17 protein-coding genes are annotated in these 21,566 nt (G+C 70.7%); 8 read left to right on the top strand and 9 right to left on the bottom strand.

The annotated features are described in order from the left end of the window. Positions 1 to 15: 15 nt before the first annotated feature. From ACFWYM_RS02570 to ACFWYM_RS02585, 4 genes are all read right to left on the bottom strand, one after another. Positions 16 to 927: an ABC transporter ATP-binding protein gene (locus ACFWYM_RS02570; protein WP_384829080.1), complete on the bottom strand. Its 912-nt coding sequence runs from the start codon at positions 925 to 927 to the stop codon at positions 16 to 18. Beyond that, the gene (locus ACFWYM_RS02575) at positions 924 to 1,805 is read right to left on the bottom strand and encodes an ABC transporter permease (protein ID WP_384829082.1); all 882 of its coding nucleotides are present in this window, start codon (positions 1,803 to 1,805) and stop codon (positions 924 to 926) included. The genes ACFWYM_RS02570 and ACFWYM_RS02575 overlap by 4 nt, the downstream gene beginning before the upstream one ends. Then, complete coding sequence (locus ACFWYM_RS02580; protein ID WP_384829417.1) at positions 1,795 to 2,769, bottom strand: ABC transporter ATP-binding protein; 975 nt, start codon at positions 2,767 to 2,769, stop codon at positions 1,795 to 1,797. The genes ACFWYM_RS02575 and ACFWYM_RS02580 overlap by 11 nt, the downstream gene beginning before the upstream one ends. Positions 2,770 to 2,944: 175 nt before the next feature. Further along, positions 2,945 to 3,244, bottom strand: coding sequence for a hypothetical protein (locus ACFWYM_RS02585; RefSeq protein ID WP_384829084.1), 300 nt, complete (start codon positions 3,242 to 3,244; stop codon positions 2,945 to 2,947). Positions 3,245 to 3,632: 388 nt separating this feature from the next. Here ACFWYM_RS02585 and ACFWYM_RS02590 point away from each other — a divergent pair, with 388 nt between their 5' ends. The 8 genes from ACFWYM_RS02590 to ACFWYM_RS02625 all read left to right on the top strand — a co-directional run bounded on the left by ACFWYM_RS02590 (position 3,633) and on the right by ACFWYM_RS02625 (position 11,757). Then, positions 3,633 to 4,484, top strand: coding sequence for a M24 family metallopeptidase (locus tag ACFWYM_RS02590; protein WP_384829086.1), 852 nt, complete (start codon positions 3,633 to 3,635; stop codon positions 4,482 to 4,484). Next, positions 4,481 to 6,277 carry an SDR family oxidoreductase gene (locus tag ACFWYM_RS02595; protein ID WP_384829088.1) on the top strand — a complete coding sequence of 599 codons (1,797 nt, stop codon included), beginning with the start codon at positions 4,481 to 4,483 and terminating at the stop codon, positions 6,275 to 6,277. Before ACFWYM_RS02590 ends, ACFWYM_RS02595 begins: the two co-directional genes overlap by 4 nt. After that, positions 6,274 to 7,215 (top strand): metal-dependent hydrolase, encoded by a 942-nt coding sequence (locus ACFWYM_RS02600; protein WP_384829090.1) that lies wholly within the window; start codon positions 6,274 to 6,276, stop codon positions 7,213 to 7,215. Before ACFWYM_RS02595 ends, ACFWYM_RS02600 begins: the two co-directional genes overlap by 4 nt. A 40-nt stretch (positions 7,216 to 7,255) precedes the next feature. Continuing rightward, positions 7,256 to 8,221: a MerR family transcriptional regulator gene (locus tag ACFWYM_RS02605; protein WP_384829092.1), complete on the top strand. Its 966-nt coding sequence runs from the start codon at positions 7,256 to 7,258 to the stop codon at positions 8,219 to 8,221. A 252-nt stretch (positions 8,222 to 8,473) separates the two neighbouring features. Continuing rightward, positions 8,474 to 9,055 (top strand): RNA 2'-phosphotransferase, encoded by a 582-nt coding sequence (locus tag ACFWYM_RS02610; protein WP_384829094.1) that lies wholly within the window; start codon positions 8,474 to 8,476, stop codon positions 9,053 to 9,055. 42 nt (positions 9,056 to 9,097) lie between these two features. Next, a complete protein-coding gene (locus tag ACFWYM_RS02615) occupies positions 9,098 to 9,547 on the top strand; it encodes a hypothetical protein (RefSeq protein WP_384829095.1) in 450 nt (149 codons plus the stop codon). 115 nt (positions 9,548 to 9,662) lie between these two features. Further along, the gene (locus ACFWYM_RS02620; RefSeq protein WP_384829097.1) at positions 9,663 to 10,580 is read left to right on the top strand and encodes an LLM class flavin-dependent oxidoreductase; all 918 of its coding nucleotides are present in this window, start codon (positions 9,663 to 9,665) and stop codon (positions 10,578 to 10,580) included. 298 nt (positions 10,581 to 10,878) lie between these two features. Continuing rightward, complete coding sequence (locus ACFWYM_RS02625) at positions 10,879 to 11,757, top strand: Cof-type HAD-IIB family hydrolase (RefSeq protein ID WP_384829099.1); 879 nt, start codon at positions 10,879 to 10,881, stop codon at positions 11,755 to 11,757. A 126-nt stretch (positions 11,758 to 11,883) separates the two neighbouring features. On the opposite strand, the gene ACFWYM_RS02630 is transcribed toward ACFWYM_RS02625, so the two are convergent. The 5 genes from ACFWYM_RS02630 to ACFWYM_RS02650 all read right to left on the bottom strand — a co-directional run bounded on the left by ACFWYM_RS02630 (position 11,884) and on the right by ACFWYM_RS02650 (position 21,378). Continuing rightward, a complete protein-coding gene (locus ACFWYM_RS02630) occupies positions 11,884 to 12,957 on the bottom strand; it encodes a murein hydrolase activator EnvC family protein (RefSeq protein WP_384829101.1) in 1,074 nt (357 codons plus the stop codon). Positions 12,958 to 13,135: 178 nt separating this feature from the next. Beyond that, positions 13,136 to 14,872: a GAF domain-containing sensor histidine kinase gene (locus ACFWYM_RS02635; protein WP_384829103.1), complete on the bottom strand. Its 1,737-nt coding sequence runs from the start codon at positions 14,870 to 14,872 to the stop codon at positions 13,136 to 13,138. Between the two features lie 209 nt (positions 14,873 to 15,081). Beyond that, the gene (gene cydD, locus ACFWYM_RS02640; protein WP_384829105.1) at positions 15,082 to 18,744 is read right to left on the bottom strand and encodes a thiol reductant ABC exporter subunit CydD; all 3,663 of its coding nucleotides are present in this window, start codon (positions 18,742 to 18,744) and stop codon (positions 15,082 to 15,084) included. A 79-nt stretch (positions 18,745 to 18,823) separates the two neighbouring features. Beyond that, on the bottom strand, positions 18,824 to 19,831 hold the full coding sequence (cydB, locus tag ACFWYM_RS02645; RefSeq protein ID WP_384829107.1) for a cytochrome d ubiquinol oxidase subunit II: 1,008 nt from the start codon (positions 19,829 to 19,831) through the stop codon (positions 18,824 to 18,826). Between the two features lie 17 nt (positions 19,832 to 19,848). Beyond that, positions 19,849 to 21,378: a cytochrome ubiquinol oxidase subunit I gene (locus tag ACFWYM_RS02650; RefSeq protein ID WP_384829109.1), complete on the bottom strand. Its 1,530-nt coding sequence runs from the start codon at positions 21,376 to 21,378 to the stop codon at positions 19,849 to 19,851. Between the last annotated feature and the right edge of the window lie 188 nt (positions 21,379 to 21,566).

Consider the following 21,566-nt stretch of genomic DNA (forward strand, 5'->3'; position numbering starts at 1 on the left):
ACTCCAGGGCTCCCTTCAGGCCGCGACGAGGTAGGAGAAGACCGATTCCAGGGACTCGTCCGAGGGCGAGACCGTGAGGAGCCGGATGTCGTGTTCGCGGGCGAGGCGTGGCAACAGGGCGGTGAAGCGGCCGAAGTCGACGGCCTGGATGCGCAACGCGCCTTCCTTGAGGTCGACTTCGATCCCGGCCGTCGACGGATCGGCGATCAGCGCGGCCGCGAGGGCGCGGTCGTCGCTGGAGCGCACCAGGTAGCGGTGCGGCCGGTCGGTCATCAGGCGGCGGATCCGGCGGAAGTCGCCGCTGGCCGCGTGCCGCCCGGCGACGATCACCTCGATGTGCGAGGCGAGTTGCTCGACCTCTTCGAGGATGTGCGAGGAGAACAGGACGGTGCGGCCCGCGTCCCCCATGTCGCGCAGGAGGTCCATCAGCTGCATGCGCTGGCGCGGGTCCATGCCGTTGAACGGCTCGTCGAGCAGCAGCACCGAGGGGTCGTGGACCAGCGCGGAGGCCATCTTCACGCGCTGGCGCATGCCCTTGGAGTACGTGGAGATCTTGCGGTCCTGGGCGTACTCCATCTCGACCGTGGCGAGGGCCTTCTGGGCGGCCCGCTCGTCCAGGCCGTGCAACTCGGCGTTGGCGACGACGAATTCGCGGCCCGTGAGGAAGTCGTACATCGCCTCGCGCTCGGGGACGATGCCGATCTCCTTGTAGATCTGTTCGTTGCGCCAGATCGGCTGGGCGTCCAGCGTCACCGAGCCGTTCGAGGGGGCGAGGAAGCCGCCCATCATGTTGATGAGGGTGGACTTCCCCGCGCCGTTCGGCCCGAGGAGGCCGGTGACGCCGGGGCCGACGTTCATGGTGATGTCGTTGACCGCCACCACGTTGCCGAACCAGCGCGAGACGTGGTCGATGTTGATGCTTGTCACAGTCCGACCTTCCGGTAGCGGCGCATCAGGAGGCCGTAGCAGCCCGCGATGAGTCCGAGAACGACGAGCAGATAGACCACTCCTTGTGCGGAGGAGGGTCCTTCGGCTCCGGGGAAGGCGGAGGTCGCGCCGAGGAAGGCGGACTGCACGCCGTCGATGAGCGTGATCGGCGAGAAGAGACCGATCCAGGCGACCGCGTCCGAATTCCCCTGGACGTCCGCGATCGACTGGACCGTGGACACCGCCCCGTACGAGATGGTCAGGACGGCGATGACCGCGGCGATGCCGAAGCCGCGCCGCGGCGTGACCGCGGAGACCACCAGCGAGATGCCCGCGAAGAGCAGCGAGAGCAGCGCCACGGAGACGAGGCCCTGGCCGAAGCCCTTGGTCTGGTCGGCGAAGTCGAGCTTGGCGAGCAGCGCGCCCACGTAGAGGACGACCAGGGGCGCGGCGGTGAGGAGGAAGAGGGCCGAGGCCATCGCGGCGAACTTCGCCACCACGTAGTCGACGCGCTCGATGGGGCGCGAGAAGTAGAGGGGGATCGTCTTGAACCGCAGGTCGCGGGAGACGGCCTGGGGCGCCTGCGAGGCCACGTAGAGGCCGATCACGGCCTGGAGGAGGATCGCGTAGCGCGTGTAGGCGACGGGCATGTCGTTCGCCTTCGTGGCGACGGCGACCGCGACGATGATCAGCGCCGGGACGCACATCACGGCGAAGAGCAGCATCGGCAGCACCTTCGACTTGGCCGCACGGCCGAGGCCGTAGGAGCCGCGCAGGCTCTGCGAGAAGAGCGAGCGGCGGGCGTAGGCGCGGCCGAGGCGCGGGCCGTCGTAGTGGCGGTAGCCGATGTTGTGGATCTGGGTGGACTCAGCGCTCATCGCGGCGGCCTCCTGTCTGTTCGAGGACCGCTTCGCTCCGGTCCTTGAAGACCTCCGCGATGTGGTGCCTGCGCTGCTCCATGCGTACGAGTCCCAGGCCGAGGTCGGCGACGAGGTCGCGCACGAGGTCGTAGGTCTCCTCGCTCTCGGCCTCCAGGAGCACCGTGTGGCCGGCGCCGGGCAGGCCGCGGCCGTCGTCGTGGGTGGCGACGCCGCGGTCCTTCAGGGCCCGGCGCAACGCGCTTGTCCCGTCCGGGTGTTCGTCCGTGTCCGTGACCTCGACGGCGAGCGTCGTGGTGGTCTGGGTGAAGTCCGTGGTGGAACTGGAGCGCAGCAGCTTGCCGCCGTCGATGACGACGACGTGGTCGCAGGTGCGCTCGAGTTCGCCCAGGAGGTGCGAGGTGACAAGGACCGAGATGCCGAAGTCGGTGTGGACGCGGCGGATCAGGCCGAGCATCTCGTCCCTGCCGACCGGGTCCAGGCCGTTGGTCGGCTCGTCGAGGAAGACCAACTGCGGGTCGTGGACGAGCGCTTGGGCGAGCTTCACGCGCTGCTTCATGCCCGTCGAGTAGCCGCCGATGGGGCGGTAGCGCTCCTCGTAGAGCCCGACGTGCCGCAGGGTGTCCGCGGTGCGCTCGCGGGCCGCGGACGGCGGCAGGCCCGACATGCGCGCCATGTGGACGACGAACTCGGTGGCCGAGACGTCCGGCGGCAGGCAGTCGTGCTCCGGCATGTAGCCGACGCGCTCGCGGATCTCACCGCCGCTGGTGGCGACGTCCAGGCCGAGCACGGCGGCGCGGCCCTCCGTGGCGGGCGACAGACCCAGGAGGATCTTGATCAGGGTGGACTTGCCGGCTCCGTTGGCTCCGACGAGTCCGGTCACACCGGGCCCGATATCCATGGAGAGCCGGTCAAGCGCGGTCACCTTCGGGAACCGCTTGCTCAGGCTTTCGGTCGCGATCACAGTCACGTCTTCGACGGTAGTGGCGCGGGCCACACGGGTCGTCAGACCACGGGCTCTACCTTGTCTCACTCTGGAGTATTACGGGCCCGTAGGGGTCGTCCGGAAGTCGCCCCCGAGGTAGCCGAAAGTTCGGCGCCCCGGGTGTCCGGGGCGCCGAGGTCCTGCCGGGGGTGGGTCAGCGGGTGGCCGAGGCCGAGCCGCCGGCCTTGGTGCCGCCCGCCGACGCACTGCCGAGGGCCTTGGTCTTCGAGGCGAGGTCGTTGTCCGTCTTGAGCTTGCCCGCAGCCTTGGTGACCGCGTCCGCGATCACCTTGAGGTTGATGTTGTCGAGCGGGTTCTTGACCTCGTTCTTGGAGACCGTGCTGCTGTCCACCAGGTTCTCGTCGTTCGGCGACGGGGCGGCCATGGCGGGGGAGGCAGCTCCCAGAGCCATCGCGACACCGACGACGCCCGCAGCAGCCTTGGCGATCTTCACGTTCGTATCCCTTCTCGGCAGAACGCTCTTTGGGGCACGACGGTCGTGCCACGGAAGTGCAGTTGACGCCCGCGGCGCCCTGCCGCCTTCCGTAACGCGGACCTCTCCGGGCAGGTACCGAGCATTCACCGCTTCAGCGCAGCGCCCCGCGTGCACGCCCTCGCGCCCCCGACCTTTCCCGGAGGGCCGTGCAGACCTATTGACGTAGCCGCTGAGCATTGTCACATTCATCAGTGTCAATTAGGTCTGCGCCCGCGCAGCGGGCTCGTTGAGGGGCGGGGGCCGGGAGACGGGTGGGAGAGCGCGTACGGCGATGGGCCGGACACGCGACGGACGCGGGACGGGCGCAGGACGGGCACAGGCATCCGGACACGGGACGGACGGTGGCATGACCTCAGCAGTGACAGGCGAACTCTCCGCGGAACTGCGGGGGTTCAGGGAAGTGCAGACCCTCGCGTATCAATGCGCGGAGGCGGTCGCGGCGCAGCTCAAGCCGGGCGTGACGGAGCGCGAGGCGGCGCGGATGCAGCGCGCGTGGCTGCGCGAGCGCGGTGTGCAGGACTGGTTCCACCTGCCCTTCGCCTGGTTCGGGGACCGCACGGCGTTCGTGAACTTCCGGATACCGCTGCAGTTCTTCCCCACCAACCGCAGGCTGGAGCCGGGGATGCCCTTCATCCTCGACATGGCCCCGGTCTACAAGGGCTACACGGCCGACATCGGCTACTCCGGCTGCCTCGGCCTCAACCCCGTGCACGACAAGCTGCTCGCCGACCTGGAGGCACACCGCGAGCTGATCCTTCGCGAGGTGCGCGAGCGCCGCCCGCTGCGCGAGATCTACGAGTCCGTGGACCGGCTCATGGTCCGCCAGGGCTATGCGAACCGCCACCGCGCGTACCCCTTCGGCGTGATCGCGCACAAGGTCGACCGGGTCAAGGAGCGCCGGGTGAATCCGAACCTGTTCGGGTTCGGCACCCAGTCCCTGAAGGGCCTGGCGAGCGACGCGATCCACGGCCACCGGGACGGCTGGTCGCCGCTGTGGTCCCCGTACAAATTCTCCGACCACCCGCCCCGCAAGGGGCTCTGGGCGGTCGAGCCGCACCTCGGATTCCGGGGTACGGGCGCGAAGTTCGAGGAGATCCTGGTCGTCACCGACTCCAAGGACCCCGAAGAGAGCGCGTTCTGGCTGGACGACGACCTGCCGCACGTGCGGCGCTGGGCTGAGGAGAGGGCGGCCGCATGACGAGCGGGGGCAGCAAGGAGCTGGGCACGGTGAACGGCCTTCGGGGCGCCCGCGAGCGCTGGGTGCGCACGGGCGGGGTGGAGCTGTGCGTGGCCGAGCTCGGCGACAGCGACCGGCCCACGGTGGTCCTGGTGCACGGCTATCCGGACTCGAAGGAGGTCTGGTCCGAGGTGGCGGCCCGCCTGGCCGACCGCTTCCACGTGGTGCTCTACGACGTCCGCGGCTGCGGCCGGTCGACGGCACCCACCCCGCTGCGCGGCGGCTTCACCCTGGAGAAGCTGACCGACGACTTCGTGGCGGTCATCGACGCGGTCAGCCCGGACCACCCGGTGCATGTGGTGGGGCACGACTGGGGCTCGGTGCAGTCCTGGGAGTTCGTCACGGTCAAGCGCACGGAGGGCCGGATCGCGTCCTTCACCTCGATGTCGGGCCCCTCGCTCGACCACTTCGGGCACTGGATCAAGAAGCGCATGACCCGCCCGACCCCGCGCAAGGTCGGCCAACTCCTCGGCCAGGGCGCCAAGTCCTGGTACGTGTACATGCTGCACACCCCCGTGCTCCCCGAACTCGCCTGGCGCGGCCCGCTCGGCAAGCGCTGGCCAAAGATCCTGGAGCGCGTGGAGAAGGTCCCCGGCGGCGACTACCCGACGTCGTCGCTGCCCTCGGACGCCGCACACGGCGCCTGGCTCTACCGGGACAACGTCCGCGCACGCCTGCGCAGGCCCCGCCCCGACGCCTACGCCCACACGCCCGTGCAGCTCGTCCTGCCCCTCGGCGACATCTTCCTGTCCCCCCAGCTCTACGACGAACTGGAGCTGTGGGCACCCCAGTTGGTCCGCCGCACCCTCCCGGCCAAGCACTGGGTCCCGCGCACCCGCCCGGACCAACTGGCCGCGTGGATCACGGAATTCGTCACGACCAACGAGGACGGCATGCCCACGAACGACAGCGTCCCCTCCGGCAAGCACGCCGACCGCTTCGCCGGCCAGCTCGTGCTGGTCACGGGCGCGGGCAGCGGGATCGGGCGGGCCACGGCCTTCGCGTTCGCCGAGGCGGGCGCGCGCGTCGTCGCCGTCGACCGGGACGCGGAAGGGGCGGCCCGGACGGCGGAGATGTCCCGCCTCATCGGCGCCCCCGAAGCCTGGGGTGAGACCGTGGACGTCACGGACGAGCAGGCCATGGAGAAGCTCGCCGAGAAGGTCGCCACGGAGTACGGCATCGTGGACGTCCTGGTGAACAACGCGGGGATCGGCCTCTCCGGCGCCTTCCTCGACACCACCGCCGAGGACTGGAAGAAGGTCCTCGACGTGAACCTGTGGGGCGTCATCCACGGCTGCCGCCTCTTCGGCAAGCAGATGGCGGAGCGCGGCCAGGGCGGCCACATCGTCAACACCGCGTCGGCGGCGGCCTATCAGCCCTCGAAGGCGCTGCCCGCGTACAGCACCTCCAAGGCGGCGGTCCTGATGCTCAGCGAGTGCCTGCGCGCGGAGCTCGCGGGCCAGGGCATCGGCGTCTCCGCGATCTGCCCGGGCTTCGTGAACACGAACATCACGGCGACCTCCCGCTTCGTCGGTGTCGACGCCTCCGAGGAGAAGCGCCGCCAGAAGAAGTCCAGCCGCCTCTACGGCCTGCGCAACTACCCGCCGGAGAAGGTCGCGGACGCGGTCCTGCGCGCCGTCGTGAAGAACCAGGCGGTGGTCCCCGTCACCCCCGAGGCCCGCGGCGCCCACCTCATGTCCCGCTTCACCCCCAAGGCCCTGCGTGCGATAGCCCGATTGGAGCCACCGCTGTGAGCACGGAGAACCCAGCCGACTCGGCGAACTCGGAGACGGCGGACCACTACGCGATCGTGCCGCGCCGCGTCTCGTTCGACTGGGACGAGACGCCGCTGCACTGGATCCCGGACGAGCCCACCGCCACCCATGTCATCAACGTCCTGCATCTGCTCCTTCCCGCCGGCGAGCGCTGGTTCGTGAAGGTCTTCAAGGAGGGCCTGCCGCTGGTCACCGACCCGGTGCTCCTCAAGGACGTAAAGGGCTTCATGGGCCAGGAGGCCACGCACAGCGTGCAACACGCTCACGTCCTGGACCACTTGGCGGCACAGCACCTGGAGACGGCCGACTTCACCAAGTACGTCGACTTCCTCTTCGAGAAACTCCTCGGCGAGAAGCCCCCGTTGGGCGCCCCCGTCGCGGCACAGGAGTGGCTGCGCTTCCGCCTCTCGGTGATCGCCGCGATCGAGCAGTTCACGGCGGTCCTGGGCAACTGGGTGCTGCACGCCGAGGGCCTCGACCGCGCCGGCTCGGACCCGGTCATGCTGGACCTGCTGCGCTGGCACGGCGCGGAGGAGGTCGAGCACCGCTCGGTCGCCTTCGACATGTACCAGCACTGCGGCGGCGAGGGCCTGTCCCGCTACGCCCGCCGCATCGCAGGCATGGCGGTCACCGCACCGGTGATGCTCTACCTCTGGCTCTGGGGCACGGCCTATCTGATGCGCCACGACCCCCAGCTCGCCGGCCGGCTGCGCTACTCGCTCCCGGCCCACAACAGGGCGGTCAGGAAGGGCCTGCTGCCCACCTGGCGGGAGCTGGGCACGGCCATACCCCGCTATCTGCGGCGGTCGTACCATCCCTCGCAGGAGGGCTCGCTGCGCAAGGCCGTCACGTACCTGGCCGAGTCCCCCGCGGCCCGGGCGGCGGCCGCGGCGGTCGGCCGGGCGGCGATCGCCTAGCTCCTTCTCCAGCACGGGGTGTCAGGAAGGGCAGAAGCACGTGGACGAACAGGGGCGGCCGGAGCCGCGGGGCGAACTGCGGGTGGAGTACCGCATCGAGGACCTGGCCCACCACAGCGGCGCCACGGTCCGCACGATCCGGGCCTACCAGGACCGCGGCCTGCTCCCCCGGCCCGAGCGACGCGGCCGGTCCAATGTGTACGGGGACACACACCTGGCCCGACTGCGCCAGATCGCGGACCTGCTGGACCGCGGCTACACCCTGGCCTCCATCAAGGAGCTCCTCGAGGCGTGGGACGCGGGCCGGGGCCTCGGCGGCGTCCTCGGCCTGGTCGCGGAAGTCGACGGCCCGTGGACGGACGAGAAGGCCGACCGGATCACCCGCGCGGAGCTCGACGCGGCCTTCGGCGGCAGCCCGGACGACGTGGCGGTGGCGGACGCGGTGGCCCTCGGCGTCCTGGAACCGCTGCCGGGCCGGGACGACGAGTTCCTGGTACCGAGCCCTCAAGAACTCGCCGTGGCCGCGGAGTTGCACGCGGCGGGCGTTCCGCTCTCTGCAATCTCCGGCCATTTGCGCGAGTTGAGGGGACAGGTGGAGCACATCGCGGCCCGTTTCCTTGAGTTCACGACCGAACATGTCTTCGCCCGCTACCTCGGCCCGCAACCACCGACGGACGCCGAAGCGACCGAAGCGGCCTCCCTCGTCCGCAGGCTGCGCCCTCTCGCCCAGCAGACCGTCGACGCCGAACTCGCCCGCGCCATGCGCCTGTTCGCCACCCGCCACCTCCGCCGCCACCTCGACGCGGACCACCCTTCCCAGGACACCCACGAGGCCCAGTCCGTGACTCTCCCGTCCCCCACAATCCGCGCCGTGGAGGCCCTGGTTGGCCAGGAGAACGCCGCAGCATTCATCACGGCGGCCACGGAACGCGAGGTCCAGGCCCGCACATTGGACTCTCTCACCACAACTCGCCGGGATCCCGACATAGTTCACCAAACCCCCTGAATCGCCTGTGAGTTGTCCACAGAATCGCCAATTCCCCTGTGGATAACCGCACTTACTTGTGGACCAAACCTGTGGACCGGAATTCACCGGTGAAAAGTCGATGGCTTCCGGACGGCCAAAAACCGAGTGCGAGAGAAACAAGCCACCGGGCACTCTGAGTCGATGGACAAGGAACGACGAGAAGCAGCGGAAGACGCAGAAGGAGGGACGGAAGGAGCGCAAACCGGGCGGGAAACTGGGCCGGACGAGTGGTTGGACGAGGGGCTCGCGACCGACCGCAGCACGGCGCCCGACGAGCGGCGCACGGTGAAGATCTCCAAGTACCTCTCGAAACACCTCCGCCACCAGCCCGAACGCATCGGCCTCCACCTCGACGAGGCCGGCTGGACCGACATCGACGCCCTCATCGACGCGGCCCGACGCCATGGCTTCCGCTTCACGCGGGCCGAACTGGATCATGTGGTCGCCGTGAACGACAAGCAGCGCTTCGCCGTCGCCGACGACCGGATCCGCGCCAGCCAGGGTCACTCCGTCGACGTCGACCTCAAACTGCCCCCGGCGACCCCGCCCGCGTACCTCTACCACGGCACCGTCGCCCGCCACCTCGACGCGATCCGCGCGGAGGGCCTGCGCCCCATGAACCGGCACGCCGTGCACCTCTCGCCCGACCGTGAGACCGCCACCCGCGTGGGCGCCCGACGCGGCCGCCCCGTCGTGCTCTCCGTCGACGCGGGCGCGATGCACCGGGACGGCCACATCTTCCACGTGAGCGCCAACGGAGTCTGGCTCACCGCCGCGGTACCCCGGGCCTACCTGCGGTTTCCCCAGCACTGACGGGTGTGCACACTCGGGATCCCCCAGGCATGATCAGGGACCATGGAGCAGTTCCACAGCACCGAAGCCGTCCTGACCGCGATACGTGAACTGGCCCGAGCCCACGGCCGGGACATCGAGGTCAGCCATGACATCGGTGCCGACCAGACCTCCCGGCGCAGCGCGACCGGCGTCGGCGTGACGACCGACCCCGACGGGTCGCTGCCGCACGAGGCATATGTGGACTTCACCGAGGGATCGCCCCGGATCTCCGTCCACCTCTACCCGGACGACGACGCGCTGATCACCATCGAGACCGTCGACTGTCCCGATGTCGCGCGCGACGACGTGCCCGCTTTCCTCCGCTCGGTCCTCGGCGGTCTCGCGTACGTCAAGGGCAGGCGCTTCCCGCCCGGCTACCGCTTCATCGTGCCCCTCCCCGGCGACCGCACGCACAAGGAATACATGCCCATGATCACTCTCACCCCCTGGCTGAGCTCAAAGGTCCGCTGACCCGGCTGCCGTCGCCACGCCCCTCCGCCGACGTCGGCACCGCGCCCCTCTGCCCATAAAGAGTCCACGGGTGCCGCAAAGCGTTGCCCCTGCGACGCCGCTTACGCTCGGGGACATGAGTCTGCGTCTGAGCACTGTGATCCTGCCCGTCCGCCGCTGGCACGAGGGGGGCCGCCAACGCTGGCAGCGCGCCGAGGAACTGGGCTTCCGCACCGCGTACACCTACGACCACCTGTCGTGGCGGACGTTCCGGGACGGCCCCTGGTTCGGTGCCGTGCCGACGCTGACCGCAGCTGCCGCCGCGACCGACCACATCCGCCTGGGCACGCTCGTGACCTCGCCGAACTTTCGGCACCCGGTCACGCTCGCCAAGGACCTGATCACCCTGGACGACGTCTCGAACGGCCGGATCACGCTCGGCATCGGCGCGGGCGGCAACGGCTTCGACGCGACGTCGCTGCTGCACGAGGGCGAGGAGCCCTGGACGCCGCGCGAGCGCGCCGATCACTTTGGCGAGTTCCTGCCCCTGCTCGACCGGCTCCTGTCCGAGGACGTGGTCTCGTACGAGGGGAAGTTCTACTCCGCGAACGAGGTGCGGAACATTCCGGGCTGTGTGCAGCGGCCGCGGCTGCCCTTCGCGGTGGCCGCCACCGGCCCCCGCGGCCTCAAGCTGGCCGCGGCGCACGGCCAGGCGTGGGTGACGACGGGCGACCCGAAGCTCTTCGAGACGGGGACGCCCGAGGAGTCCCTCGCGGCCCTGCGCGGACAGATCGAGCGCCTCGGCACGGCATGCGAGGAGACCGGCCGCGACGTCGCCGAGCTCGACAAGGTCCTGCTCACCGGCTTCACCCCGGACCGCGACCCGGCGCCTCTGGACTCCTTCGACGCCTTCGTCGACTTCGCGGGCAACCACGCCGCCCTCGGCTTCGACGAGATCGTGATCCACTGGCCGCTGCCCGGCACGGACTTCGCGGCGGACGAGAAGGTCTTCGAGCGGATCGCCACGGAGGCTCTGGCGCAGCTGGACGGCTGAGGGCGAGGCGGCGGGCAACGGTCCTCTGTCCCTGGACCCCAGCCCCAGCCCCAGCCCCAGCCCCAGCCCCAGCCCTCGCAACGGCCACAGCCCACAGCCCCGTACGCCCCACGAGGCCGTGAGCACCGCGAGCCCGCACGCCCCACACGCCTCGTGCACCTCGTGCGCCCCAACACCTGGGAGCGCACGGGGCCATGGGCGGGAGCCCTGCGCACAGAGGGGGCGCCCGAGCAGGCCGCGCACTCAGATGTGCGCCCCACCGCACGCCCGTGCAGGCATATGCGGGACAATCGGAGGCGTGACCTCAGCTATCTCGCGGCCCCAGACCCCGGCCTCCTCCGCCCCGACCCGGCTGATCGCCACTGACCTGGACGGAACGCTGCTGCGCGACGACAAGTCCGTCTCGGATCGCACGGTCGCCGCGCTCGCCGCCGCCGAGGCCGTCGGCATCGAGGTCTTCTTCGTCACGGGGCGCCCGGCCCGCTGGATGAACGTGGTCAGCGATCATGTGCACGGTCACGGCCTCGCCATCTGCGGCAACGGCGCGGCGGTCGTCGATCTGCACGGCGGCCCGGGCAGCCACCGCTTCATCAAGGTGCGGGAGCTGCCGCGCACGGCTGCCCTCAACGTGGTCACGGTCCTGCGCGCCGCGGCGCCCGGCACGTCCTTCGCGATCGAGCGGACCGGAGGACTGCACCACGAACCGGCTTATCCACCACTGCACTTGGAGCCCGGCGAGAGCGTCGCCCCCGCCGAGAAGCTCCTGGCCGAGGACTCCTATGTGGTGGACCAGCCCGTCCTGAAGGTCCTGGCACACCACCCCGACCTCGCCCCCGACGCGTTCCTGACCCTGGCCCGTGAGGCCGTGGGCGACCGCGCCATGATCACCCGCTCCAGCCCTAGCGCCCTTCTGGAGATCAGCGGTCCCGGCGTCTCCAAGGCGAGCACCCTGGAGCTGTGCTGCGCCGAGCGCGGCATCACTCCGGAGGAGGTCGTCGCCTTCGGAGACATGCCGAACGACATCGAGATGCTCTCGTGGGCGGGCACGTCGTACGCGATGGGCAACGCCCACCCGGACGTGGTCGCGGCCGCGTCGGGCCGCACGGTCGCCAACAACGACGACGGCGTGGCGGTCGTCATCGAGCGGATCCTGGAGCGGCACGGGCAGGCGAACTGACCGTGCCGCAGTTCGGGCGAACTACCCCTTCTGCACCGGCAGTTGAAACGGGGTGCCCGAAGAGGTGCCCCACGCAGGTCGGATCCTGCCCCCTCGGGCGGGTCAGGTCCTGACGCCCCGCGCAGGTCAGATCCTGACGCCCCGCTCCGCCAGCCACGCCTTCGGGTCGACCCCCGAGCCCAGATACGGCGTGAGCCTCGCCTCGAAGTGCAGGTGCGGACCGGTCGAGTTGCCGGTCGTGCCCGCCTGGCCGATCCACTGTCCGGGGCGCACCCGGTCGCCCTGGTCGACGGTGACGGCCGCCAGATGCGCGTACTGCGTGAAGTAGCCGCCCGGGTGTCTGATCACGACCTCGATGCCGAAGCCGCCGCCGCACGACACGCTCTCCACCTGGCCCACGCCCACGGCCCGCACGGGTGCACCGATGCCCACCGCGAAGTCCTGTCCGGTGTGCCGGTGCGCCCACCGCTCGCCCGCGCTGTCGAAGCCCGCCGAGAGTTCGTACGTCTCCACGGGGGTCACCCACGCGCGCGTGGAGCGGGTTTCGGGCTGGTCGAGGTGGACGGCGCCCCGGCACGCGCCCGCGGCGACCGAGCGGTCGGCCTGGCCCTGGAGGGTCCACTGGGCGGTCTCGAGCTTCTTCTCGATGCCCCGCTTGAGCCGGGCGAGGCGGGCGGTGCGCCGGTCGAGCGAGCGCCGTGCCGCCTCCGCCCTCTTCTTGGCGCCGGTGAGCCTGCCGACGGCCTGCTGGGTCCGGCTGACGGCGCTGTTCACGGCGAGGTCGGCCTGGGCGAGGGCGTGCCGTCCCCGGAGCAGTTCGTCGGGGCTGTCGGCGAGCAGCAGCTGCGCGGTGTAGGAGAGGCCGCCGCCGGTGCGGTACTGGGCACTGGCCATGCGGCCGAGGTCACCGTGGAGGACGTCGACCTCGTGCCGCTCCGTGGAGAGCAGTCCGTCCAGTTTCCGGACCTTTGCCCGCTGCACTTCGGCGGCCTGACGGCCCTCTTCGTAGCGCTGCGTCGCCGCGGCGGCCTCTTCGTAGAGGCGTGCCACCTCGGTGCTGACGCCGGGATCACCGGCGTCCGGGTCACTGGCGCCGGGGAGCTGGGACGCGGCGGCCGGGGGACAGCCGAGGGCGAGCAGCGCGCACAGCAGGAGGGACACGAGGTGCGGGCGACGATGGCTCGGGCGACTCGGACGCATGTCACGGATCGTTGCCCCGCCGTCGACTCCGGGACCTGCCCCACGCGTGCACCTGGGGGAGCGAGTGCCTCGTACGGCGCAGCCGCGTACCGCCGAACAGGGGCACGCGGGCGCCGGTACGCCGGTACGCCCCCACGGATCGGCCGCCCAGGGCTCTGTCCAAGGCTCAGTACGGAGCTCAGTACGGGGCCTGCCACACCACCGTCGTGCCGGCGCCGTCGTCGCCGATGCCGGGGCCGTACCAGCTGTCGCCGCCGAGCGACTCGGCTCGCCGCTTGAGGTTCTTCAGGCCGCTGCGCCGACCTCCCTCGGGGATGCCCACGCCGTCGTCCGCGACCGTGAGGCGCACGCCCTGCCGGCCGTCGGGGAGGAGCACCGTCGAGTCCACGACGACGTCGATGCGGGCGGCCTCCGCGTGCCGGAACGCGTTGGACAGGGCCTCCCTCAGGGCCGCGATCAGGTTCTTTCCGGTGAGCTCGCCGACCACGGTGTCGACGGGCCCCACGAAGTGGTGCGTGGGCTTGAAGCCGAGCGGCACGGCCGCCATGTTGATCTCGCGCAGGACCCGGGTGCGCAGCCCCGACGGCGCCTCCGCGGGCCCCTGTTGGAGCGCGAAGATCGCCGTGCGGATCTCCTGGATGGTCACGTCCAGCTCGTCGACGGCCTTGCCGACGCCCTCCTGGACCTCGGGCACGACGGACCTGCGCTGGGCGCCCTCCAGCATCATCCCGGTGGCGAACAGCCGCTGGATGACGAGGTCGTGGAGGTCGCGCGCGATGCGGTCGCGGTCCTCGTACACCGCGAGGCGCTCCCGGTCGCGCTGGGCCTCGGCCATCATCAGGGCGAGCGCGGCCTGCGAGGCGAACTGGGTGGCCAGGGTCCGCTCGGCCTCGGAGAAGGGCCGTGCTCCCCGCGCGCGGGGCGTGACGAGGGTCCCCAGGACGCGTCCGTCGCTCTGCAGCGGCAGCATCATGACGGGCCCGTAGCCCCGCGCGAGATCGGTGAGGACGCGCGGGTCGCTGCCCGCGTCGTCGATGAACACGGCCTCTCCATTGAGGAGATCGGCGACGATGCGGCTCTCCGGAGGCACCACGACGCCCATGGCCGCGGTCGGCTCCTCCGAGGAGACGGCGACGATCTCCATGCCGCCCTCCTCGTCGGGCAGCAGCACGATCCCCGCGGCGGAGTCGGCGAGGTGGCGGGCCTGTTCGGCGACGACGGCGAGCGCGTCGTCCGCGTCGCTGCCCGACAGGAGGGCGGTGGTGACGGCCACGGAGCCGTCGATCCAGCGCTCCCGCTGCTTGGCCGCCTCGTACAGGCGCGCGTTGCCGATGGCGATGCCCGCCTCCGTGGCGAGCACGCGCACCATGTGCACGTCGTAGTCGTTGAACTCGCCGCCGTCGCGCTTCTCGGTCAGGTAGAGGTTCCCGAAGATCTCGCCCTGGACGCGGATGGGGACGCCGAGGAAGGTGTGCATCGGCGGGTGGTGCGGCGGGAAGCCGCAGGAGCGCGGGTCGGCGGAGAGGTCGGCGAGACGCAGCGTCTGCGGGTGGTGGATGAGGGCGCCGAGCAGCCCCCGGTGCCCGTCGGGCAGCCGGCCGATGCGTTCGGCGGTCTGCGCGTCGATGCCGTGGTAGACGAAGTCGGAGAGACCGTCGCCCTCTTCGGAGACGACGCCGATGGCCGCGTAGCGGGCGTCCGCGAGCTCGGCGGCGGTCTCGCAGATGCGGTCGAGCGTGGTGTGCAGTTCGAGGCCGGTGCCCACGGAGCGCATGGCCTCCAGGAGCTGCGGCACGCGCGCGGTCAGCTCGGTCGACAGCCCTTGGAGGCTGCGGGTCGCCTGCGCCGCCGCCTCCGCCGAGTCCGGGGAGCTGTCGGGGGGCGGGGCGGCGGAGGAGGCCGAGGGTGCTGACATGCTTTGAGCCTAGTTAGTCCTATTTCGTGGGGAAAGTCGAGGTCGGGCGCCGCCTCGCGAGGCCGCTTCCCGAAGCCGCCGGCCTCGCCCCAGGACAGCCCGGCCCGGCCCAGGACAGCAGCCCCGTCCCCCGTCCAGCCCCGTCCCCCGTCCAGGCCCGACCTCCGTCCAGGCCCCGTCGCCGGTTCAAGCCCCGTCCCCGTCCCCGTTCACACCGCGGCCACCGCCAGCAGGTCCGCGTCCCGCTCCCGCTCCCGCATGCGCCGCAGCGGCCCGTCCACGGTGACCAGGTCCTCGTACGCGCCCCGCTGCACCACCCGCCCGGCGTCGAGCACGACGACCTCGTCCACCGCGTCGAGTCCGGCAAGGCGGTGCGTGATCAGCAGCGTCGTGCGGCCCCGCGTCGCGGCCAGCAGGTCGGCGGTGAGGGCGTCGGCGGTCGGCAGGTCGAGGTGCTCGGCGGGCTCGTCCAGGACGAGGACGGGGAAGTCCGCGAGCAGCGCCCGGGCCAGGGCGAGCCGCTGCCGCTGGCCGCCCGAGAGCCGTGCCCCGTGCTCTCCTACCAGCGTGTCGAGCCCCTCCGGGAGCCCGTTCACCCACGCGTCGAGCCGGGCCCGTACAAGGGCGTCCCACAGCTCGCCGTCCGCGGCGTCCTTGCGGGCGAGCAGCAGGTTCTCGCGCAGCGAGCTGTCGAAGATGTGCGCGTCCTGGGCGCACAGGCCGACCAGGGAGCGCACCGCGTCCCCGTCGAGCGCGGCCGCGTCCGTCCCGCCCAGCGTGTACGTCCCCGCGCGCACCCCGACGAAGCGGAGCAGCACCTGGGCGAGCGTCGTCTTGCCCGACCCGGAGGCGCCCACGACGGCGATCCGCCGCCCGCGCTCCACCGTCAGGTCCACCTCCGCGAGCGCGTCCCGCTCCTGGCCCTCGTGGCGGGCGGACAGCCCCGTCAGACGCACCGGGAAGGGGTCCTGCGGCGGCTGTGCGGGGACGGCGGGGTCCGGTACGGGTTCGGGGGAGTCGAGGACCTCGTGGACGCGCTCGGCGCTCTTCAGGACGCGCTGCCGGTACTGGACGGCCAGCGGCAGCCCCATGACGGCCTCGAACGCGGCGAGCGGCGTCAGGACCACCACCGCGAGCGCCACCCCGTCGAGCCGCCCGTCGGCCACGGCCCGCACCCCGAAGAGCGCGGCGGCGGCCACGGTGAGCCCGGAGACCAGCGCCCCGAGGCCGTCGCCCAGCGCGGTGGCGGTGGCGCCCCGCGAGGCGATGCGGGTGAGGGCGGCGTCGGCGTCCCTGGCCGCGGCGGTGCGCCGGGGCAGCGCGCCCGCGACGGTCAGCTCGGCCGTCCCGGTCAGCAGGTCGGCGACCCGGGTGGCGAGCACCCCGCGCGCGGGAGCCAGCCTTCGCTCCGCCCGGCGCGCGACGGCACCGCTGACCAGCGGCACTCCAACACCTGCGGCCAGCAGCCCGGCCGCCAGCACGGCACCCGCCTCGGGCAGCAGCCACGCGGTGAATCCCACGGCCGACGCACTCACCAGGGCGGCGGCCCCGGCCGGCAGCAGCCAGCGCAGCCAGTAGTCCTGGAGGGCGTCGACATCCGCGACGAGCCGCGAGAGCAGATCGCCCCGGCGGGCGCCGCGCAGCCCCGCGGGCGCGAGCCGCTCGAGGCGCCGGTAGACGGCCACCCGGGTGTCGGCGAGCATGCGCAGGACCGCGTCGTGCGAGACCAGCCGCTCGGTGTACCGGAAGACGGCCCGGCCGATCCCGAAGGCGCGGGTCGCCGTCACCGCGATCATCAGGTACATCACGGGCGGCTGTTGCGCGGCCCGGGAGATCAGCCACCCGGAGGTGGCCATGAGCCCGACGGCGCTGCCGAGGGCCAGCGCGCCCAGGAGCAGGGCGAGCGCGAGCTTGCCCTTCCGCTGAGCCGCCTCCTTGCGTACGCGGGTCAGAGCCCCGTCGGCCCGTACGCGGGTCAGGGCTCCGCCTGCCCGTACGCGGGCCGCTCCCACTCCAGTTGCACGGGACTCCTCCGCGCGGGCCGCCCGGCCGACCGGCCCCGTCACCTCATCGAGGTCGCCCGACGGACTCGAACTCGCCGCGACCACCGATGCGTTGAGCCCCCTGTCCACGAGCCCGTCCAGCTCCACGGGCCCGTCCAGCGCCATGGACCCGTCCGGCTCCACAGGCCCGTCCAGCCCCGCAGCCGCCAGCCGCACCACCCGGTCCGCGACCGACAACAACGCGGGCCGGTGCACCACCATCAGCACCGTCCGCCCCACCGCGAGGCGCCGCACCGCCTCGACGATGCCCGCCTCGGTCTCCCCGTCGAGCGCGGCCGTCGGCTCGTCGAGCAGCACCACGGGCCGGTCGGCCAGGAACGCCCGGGCCAGCGCGAGCCGCTGCCGCTGTCCGGCCGAGAGTCCCGTGCCGTCCTCGCCGAGCACGGTGTCGAGCCCGGCGGGCAGCGCCTCCACGAACGACAGCGCCCCGGCCTCCTCCAGCGCCTGCCGCACCGCTGTCTCGTCTGCGTCCGGCCGCGCCAGGCGCACGTTCTCCGCGACCGTCCCGGCAAACAGGTGCGGCCGCTGCGGCACCCACGCGACCCGCTCCCGCCACCGCTCCGGGGAGATCTCCGCCAGATCGACACCGTCGACGCGCACCCGGCCTGCCGAGGGCTCCACGAACCCCAACACCACGTTCACAAGCGTCGACTTGCCCGCACCACTGGGCCCGACGAGTGCCACGGTCTCACCGGGCTCCACCGTGAACGACGCCCCGGAGACCGCGTCCGCCGACCGCCCGGGATAGCGGACCGTGACACCCTCCACGCTCAGCGCGCCGCCCTCGGGCACCGCTCCGGCCCCCACCTGCGGAACGGGGGTCTCCAGGACCTCGAAGATCTCCTCCGCCGCCGCGAGCCCCTCGGCCGCCGCGTGGTACTGCGCGCCGACCTGGCGCAGCGGCAGATAAGCCTCCGGCGCGAGCACGAGGATGACCAGACCCACGTACAGGTCCATGTCGCCGTGGACGAGCCGCATCCCGATGGTCACGGCGACCAGCGCCACCGAGACCGTCGCGAGCAGCTCCAGGGCGAACGACGACAGGAACGCGATGCGCAGCGTCCGCATCGTCGCCCGCCGGTACTCGCCCGTGATCTTCCGGATCGACTCGGCCTGCGCCTTGGCCCGTCCGAACACCTTCAGGGTGGGCAATCCCGCGACCACATCGAGGAAGTGCCCCGACAGCCGGGACAGCAGCCGCCACTGACGGTCCATCCGGGACTGCGTCGCCCAGCCGATGAGGATCATGAAGACGGGGATCAGCGGCAGCGTCACGACGATGATCGCGGCCGACACCCAGTCCTCGGTGACGATGCGCGCGAGCACCGCCACGGGCACCACCACCGCGAGCCCCAACTGCGGCAGATAGCGCGAGAAGTAGTCGTCCAGCGCATCGACACCGCGCGTGGCCAGGTTGATCAGCGAGCCCGTCCGTTGCGATTCCCCAAGCTCTCGACCTCGCTCGAGCCGGGGAGACCCCATGTGCCATCCCGGCCCCAGCGCCCCCGCCCGCTCCAGGAGCCGCCCCCGCAGCTCCGACTTGACCGCCGCGCTCGCCCGGTGCGCGGCGAGTTCGGTGAGCCAAGAGACCAGCCCCCGACCCACCGCGACCACCGCGAGCAGGACCAGTGGGGTCGCCAAGTCATCGGCTGAGAGCCCCCGTTGGAAGGCCCCCGCGACGACCTCGGCGATGAGCATGGCCTGGGCGACGACGAGGCCCGCCCCGGCGGCGCCGAGCGCCACCACCGCGACGAGGAAGAGTCGCGTGGCACGGGCGTACCGGAACAGGCGCGGGTCGATCGGTTTCACGTGAAACACACCCTCCCAATGACCATGAACAGATGGTCAGTTGGAGGGTGGGCGGCGGTCACCGCCCACCCCTCATTCCTCAATGAGCCGGATCCGGCGCGATGTTCTTCGTGCCGATCCGCTTGCGGAACACCCAGTACGTCCACGACTGGTAGAGCAGCACGACCGGCGTCGCGATGCCGGCGCACCACGTCATGATCTTCAACGTCAGGTGCGACGACGAGGCGTTGGTGACCGTGAGGTTCCAGTCGGGGTTCAGCGAGGACGGCATGACGTTCGGGAAGAGCGCCAGGAAGAGCATCGCGACGGCTGCTGCGATGGTGATCCCCGACAGCGCGAACGACCAGCCCTCGCGCCCCACCTTGATGGCCCCGATGGCGCCGACCAGGGCCACCACGGCGACGATCATCGCCACCAGGCTCTTGCCGTCGCCCTTGCCCGCCTGGGTCCAGATCAGGAACCCGAGCGCGAGGACGGCGGTCAGCAGCCCGAGCCCGAGCGCCAGCTTCCGCGCCCGCACCCGGATGTCGCCCAGCGTCTTGAGGGCCGCGAACACCGCACCGTGGAAGGTGAAGAGCGTCAGCGTGACGAGCCCGCCCAGGATCGAGTACGGGTTGAGCAGGTCCCAGAAGTTGCCCACGTACTCCTTGTGGGCATCAATCTTCACGCCGCGCACGATGTTGGCGAAGGCGACCCCCCACAGCACGGCGGGGATCAGGGAGGTCCAGAAGATGGCCTCTTCCCAGTTGCGCTGCCAGCGCTCCTCGGGCCGCTTCGCCCGGTACTCGAAGGCCACACCGCGCACGATCAGGCACAACAGGATGATCAGCAGCGGCAGATAGAAGCCGGAGAACAGCGTCGCGTACCACTCGGGGAAGGCGGCGAAGGTCGCGCCGCCCGCGGTGAGCAGCCACACCTCGTTGCCGTCCCATACCGGCCCGATGGTGTTGATCAGGACCCGCTTCTCGGGCCGGCCACGGGCGAGCAGCTTGGTGAGGATGCCGATCCCGAAGTCGAAGCCCTCCAGGAAGAAGTAGCCGATCCACAGGACGGCGATGAGCACGAACCAGACGTCATGGAGTTGCATATCCGTGTCTCTCCTTCCTAGTACGAGAAGGCCATGGGCCGGTCGGCGTCGTCATCGTCCTTGCCGGAGCCCGGACCGCCGATCTTGGTGGGCGGGTTGAGGTCCGCCTCGGTCAGCTCGGGCGGGCCCTGCTTGACGTACTTGACCATGAGCTTGACCTCGATGACGGCGAGGATCGCGTAGATCAGCGTGAAGACGATCAGCGAGGTGAGCACCTCGCCCTGCGAGACCCCGGGCGAGACCGCGTCCTTGGTGCGCAGCACCCCGTAGACGACCCAGGGCTGCCGCCCCGTCTCGGTGAAGATCCAGCCCCACGAGATGCCGATGATGGGGAAGATCAGCGTCCACTGCGAGAGCTTCCACCACCAGGTGCCGAGCTTCGGCGCCAGCTCCTTGTTCTTGGTGAGCATGAGCTTCGGGATGTCGTCCTCGCCCGTGTGGTGCTCCGGCGCGAGCCAGAACTTCCTTCTGGTGAGCCAGAGTCCGACGGTGCACAGGATCATCGAGACGCCGCCGAAGCCGATCATCCAGCGGTAGGACCAGTACGCGGTGGGGATGTTGGGCCGGTAGTCGCCGGGCCCGAACTTCTCCTGCTCGGCCTTGTTGATGTCGTTGATGCCGGGGATCTCGGCGCTGAAGTTGTTCTTGGCGAGGAACGACAGTATCCCCGGGATCTCGATGGCGACGTCGTTGTGGCCCTTGGAGACGTCGCCGTACGCGAAGAGCGAGAACGGCGCGGGCTTCTCGGAGTCCCACAGCGCCTCGGCCGCCGACATCTTCATCGGCTGCTGGTCGTACATGACCTTGCCGAGGGTGTCGGCGCTGACGACCGTGAGGATCGTGCCGACGAGCGCCGTGACCAGGCCGAGCCGCAGCGACATCCGCATGGTCTTGATGTGCTGCTTCTTGCGCAGGTGGAAGATGGCGATGCCGGTCATGAAGGCGCCGCCGACCAGGATGGACGCGCTGATCACGTGCCAGAAGTTGACGAGCGTCGTCTCCTGGAACAGCACCTTCGCGAAGTCGGTGAGCTCGGCGCGCTTGGTGCCGTCCCGCTCAACGATCTTGTAGCCGACCGGATGCTGCATGAAGGAGTTGGCGGCCATGATGAAGTACGCCGACAGGATCGTGCCGATCGAGACGGCCCAGATCGTCGCGCAGTGCAGCTTCTTCGGGAGCTTGTCCCAGCCGAAGATCCACAGCCCGATGAACGTCGACTCGAAGAAGAAGGCGATCAGCGCCTCGAAGGCGAGCGGCGCCCCGAAGATGTCACCGACGAACCGCGAGTAGTCCGACCAGTTCATGCCGAACTGGAACTCCTGGACGATGCCGGTGACGACGCCCATGGCGATGTTGATCAGGAACAGCTTTCCCCAGAACTTGGTCGCCCGGAGGTAGTGCTCCTTGCCTGTCCGCACCCATGCCGTCTCCAGGATCGCCGTAAGGGCGGCCAGCGAGATCGTCAGGGGAACGAAGAGAAAGTGGTAAACGGTGGTGATACCGAACTGCCATCGCGCCAGGGTCTCCGGCGCTAGAGCCAGGTCCACGTCGACTTCTCCTTACGTGCCGTGGTCATAGCGGCAGTTTGCCCCTTATGTCACAGACATCACGGGAGCAACTAGGACACGCTTGTGAACGCGTTCACATTCACAAGCATTATGTCGTACGCGTTGTCGGCATCCGAAAGCGGGGTCCCCTTACCCGGAGGGACCGCGAAGGGGTTCCCAAGAACTTC

It is taken from the genome of Streptomyces sp. NPDC059009, from assembly GCF_042740175.1.
In the GTDB taxonomy this organism is placed as follows: domain Bacteria; phylum Actinomycetota; class Actinomycetes; order Streptomycetales; family Streptomycetaceae; genus Streptomyces.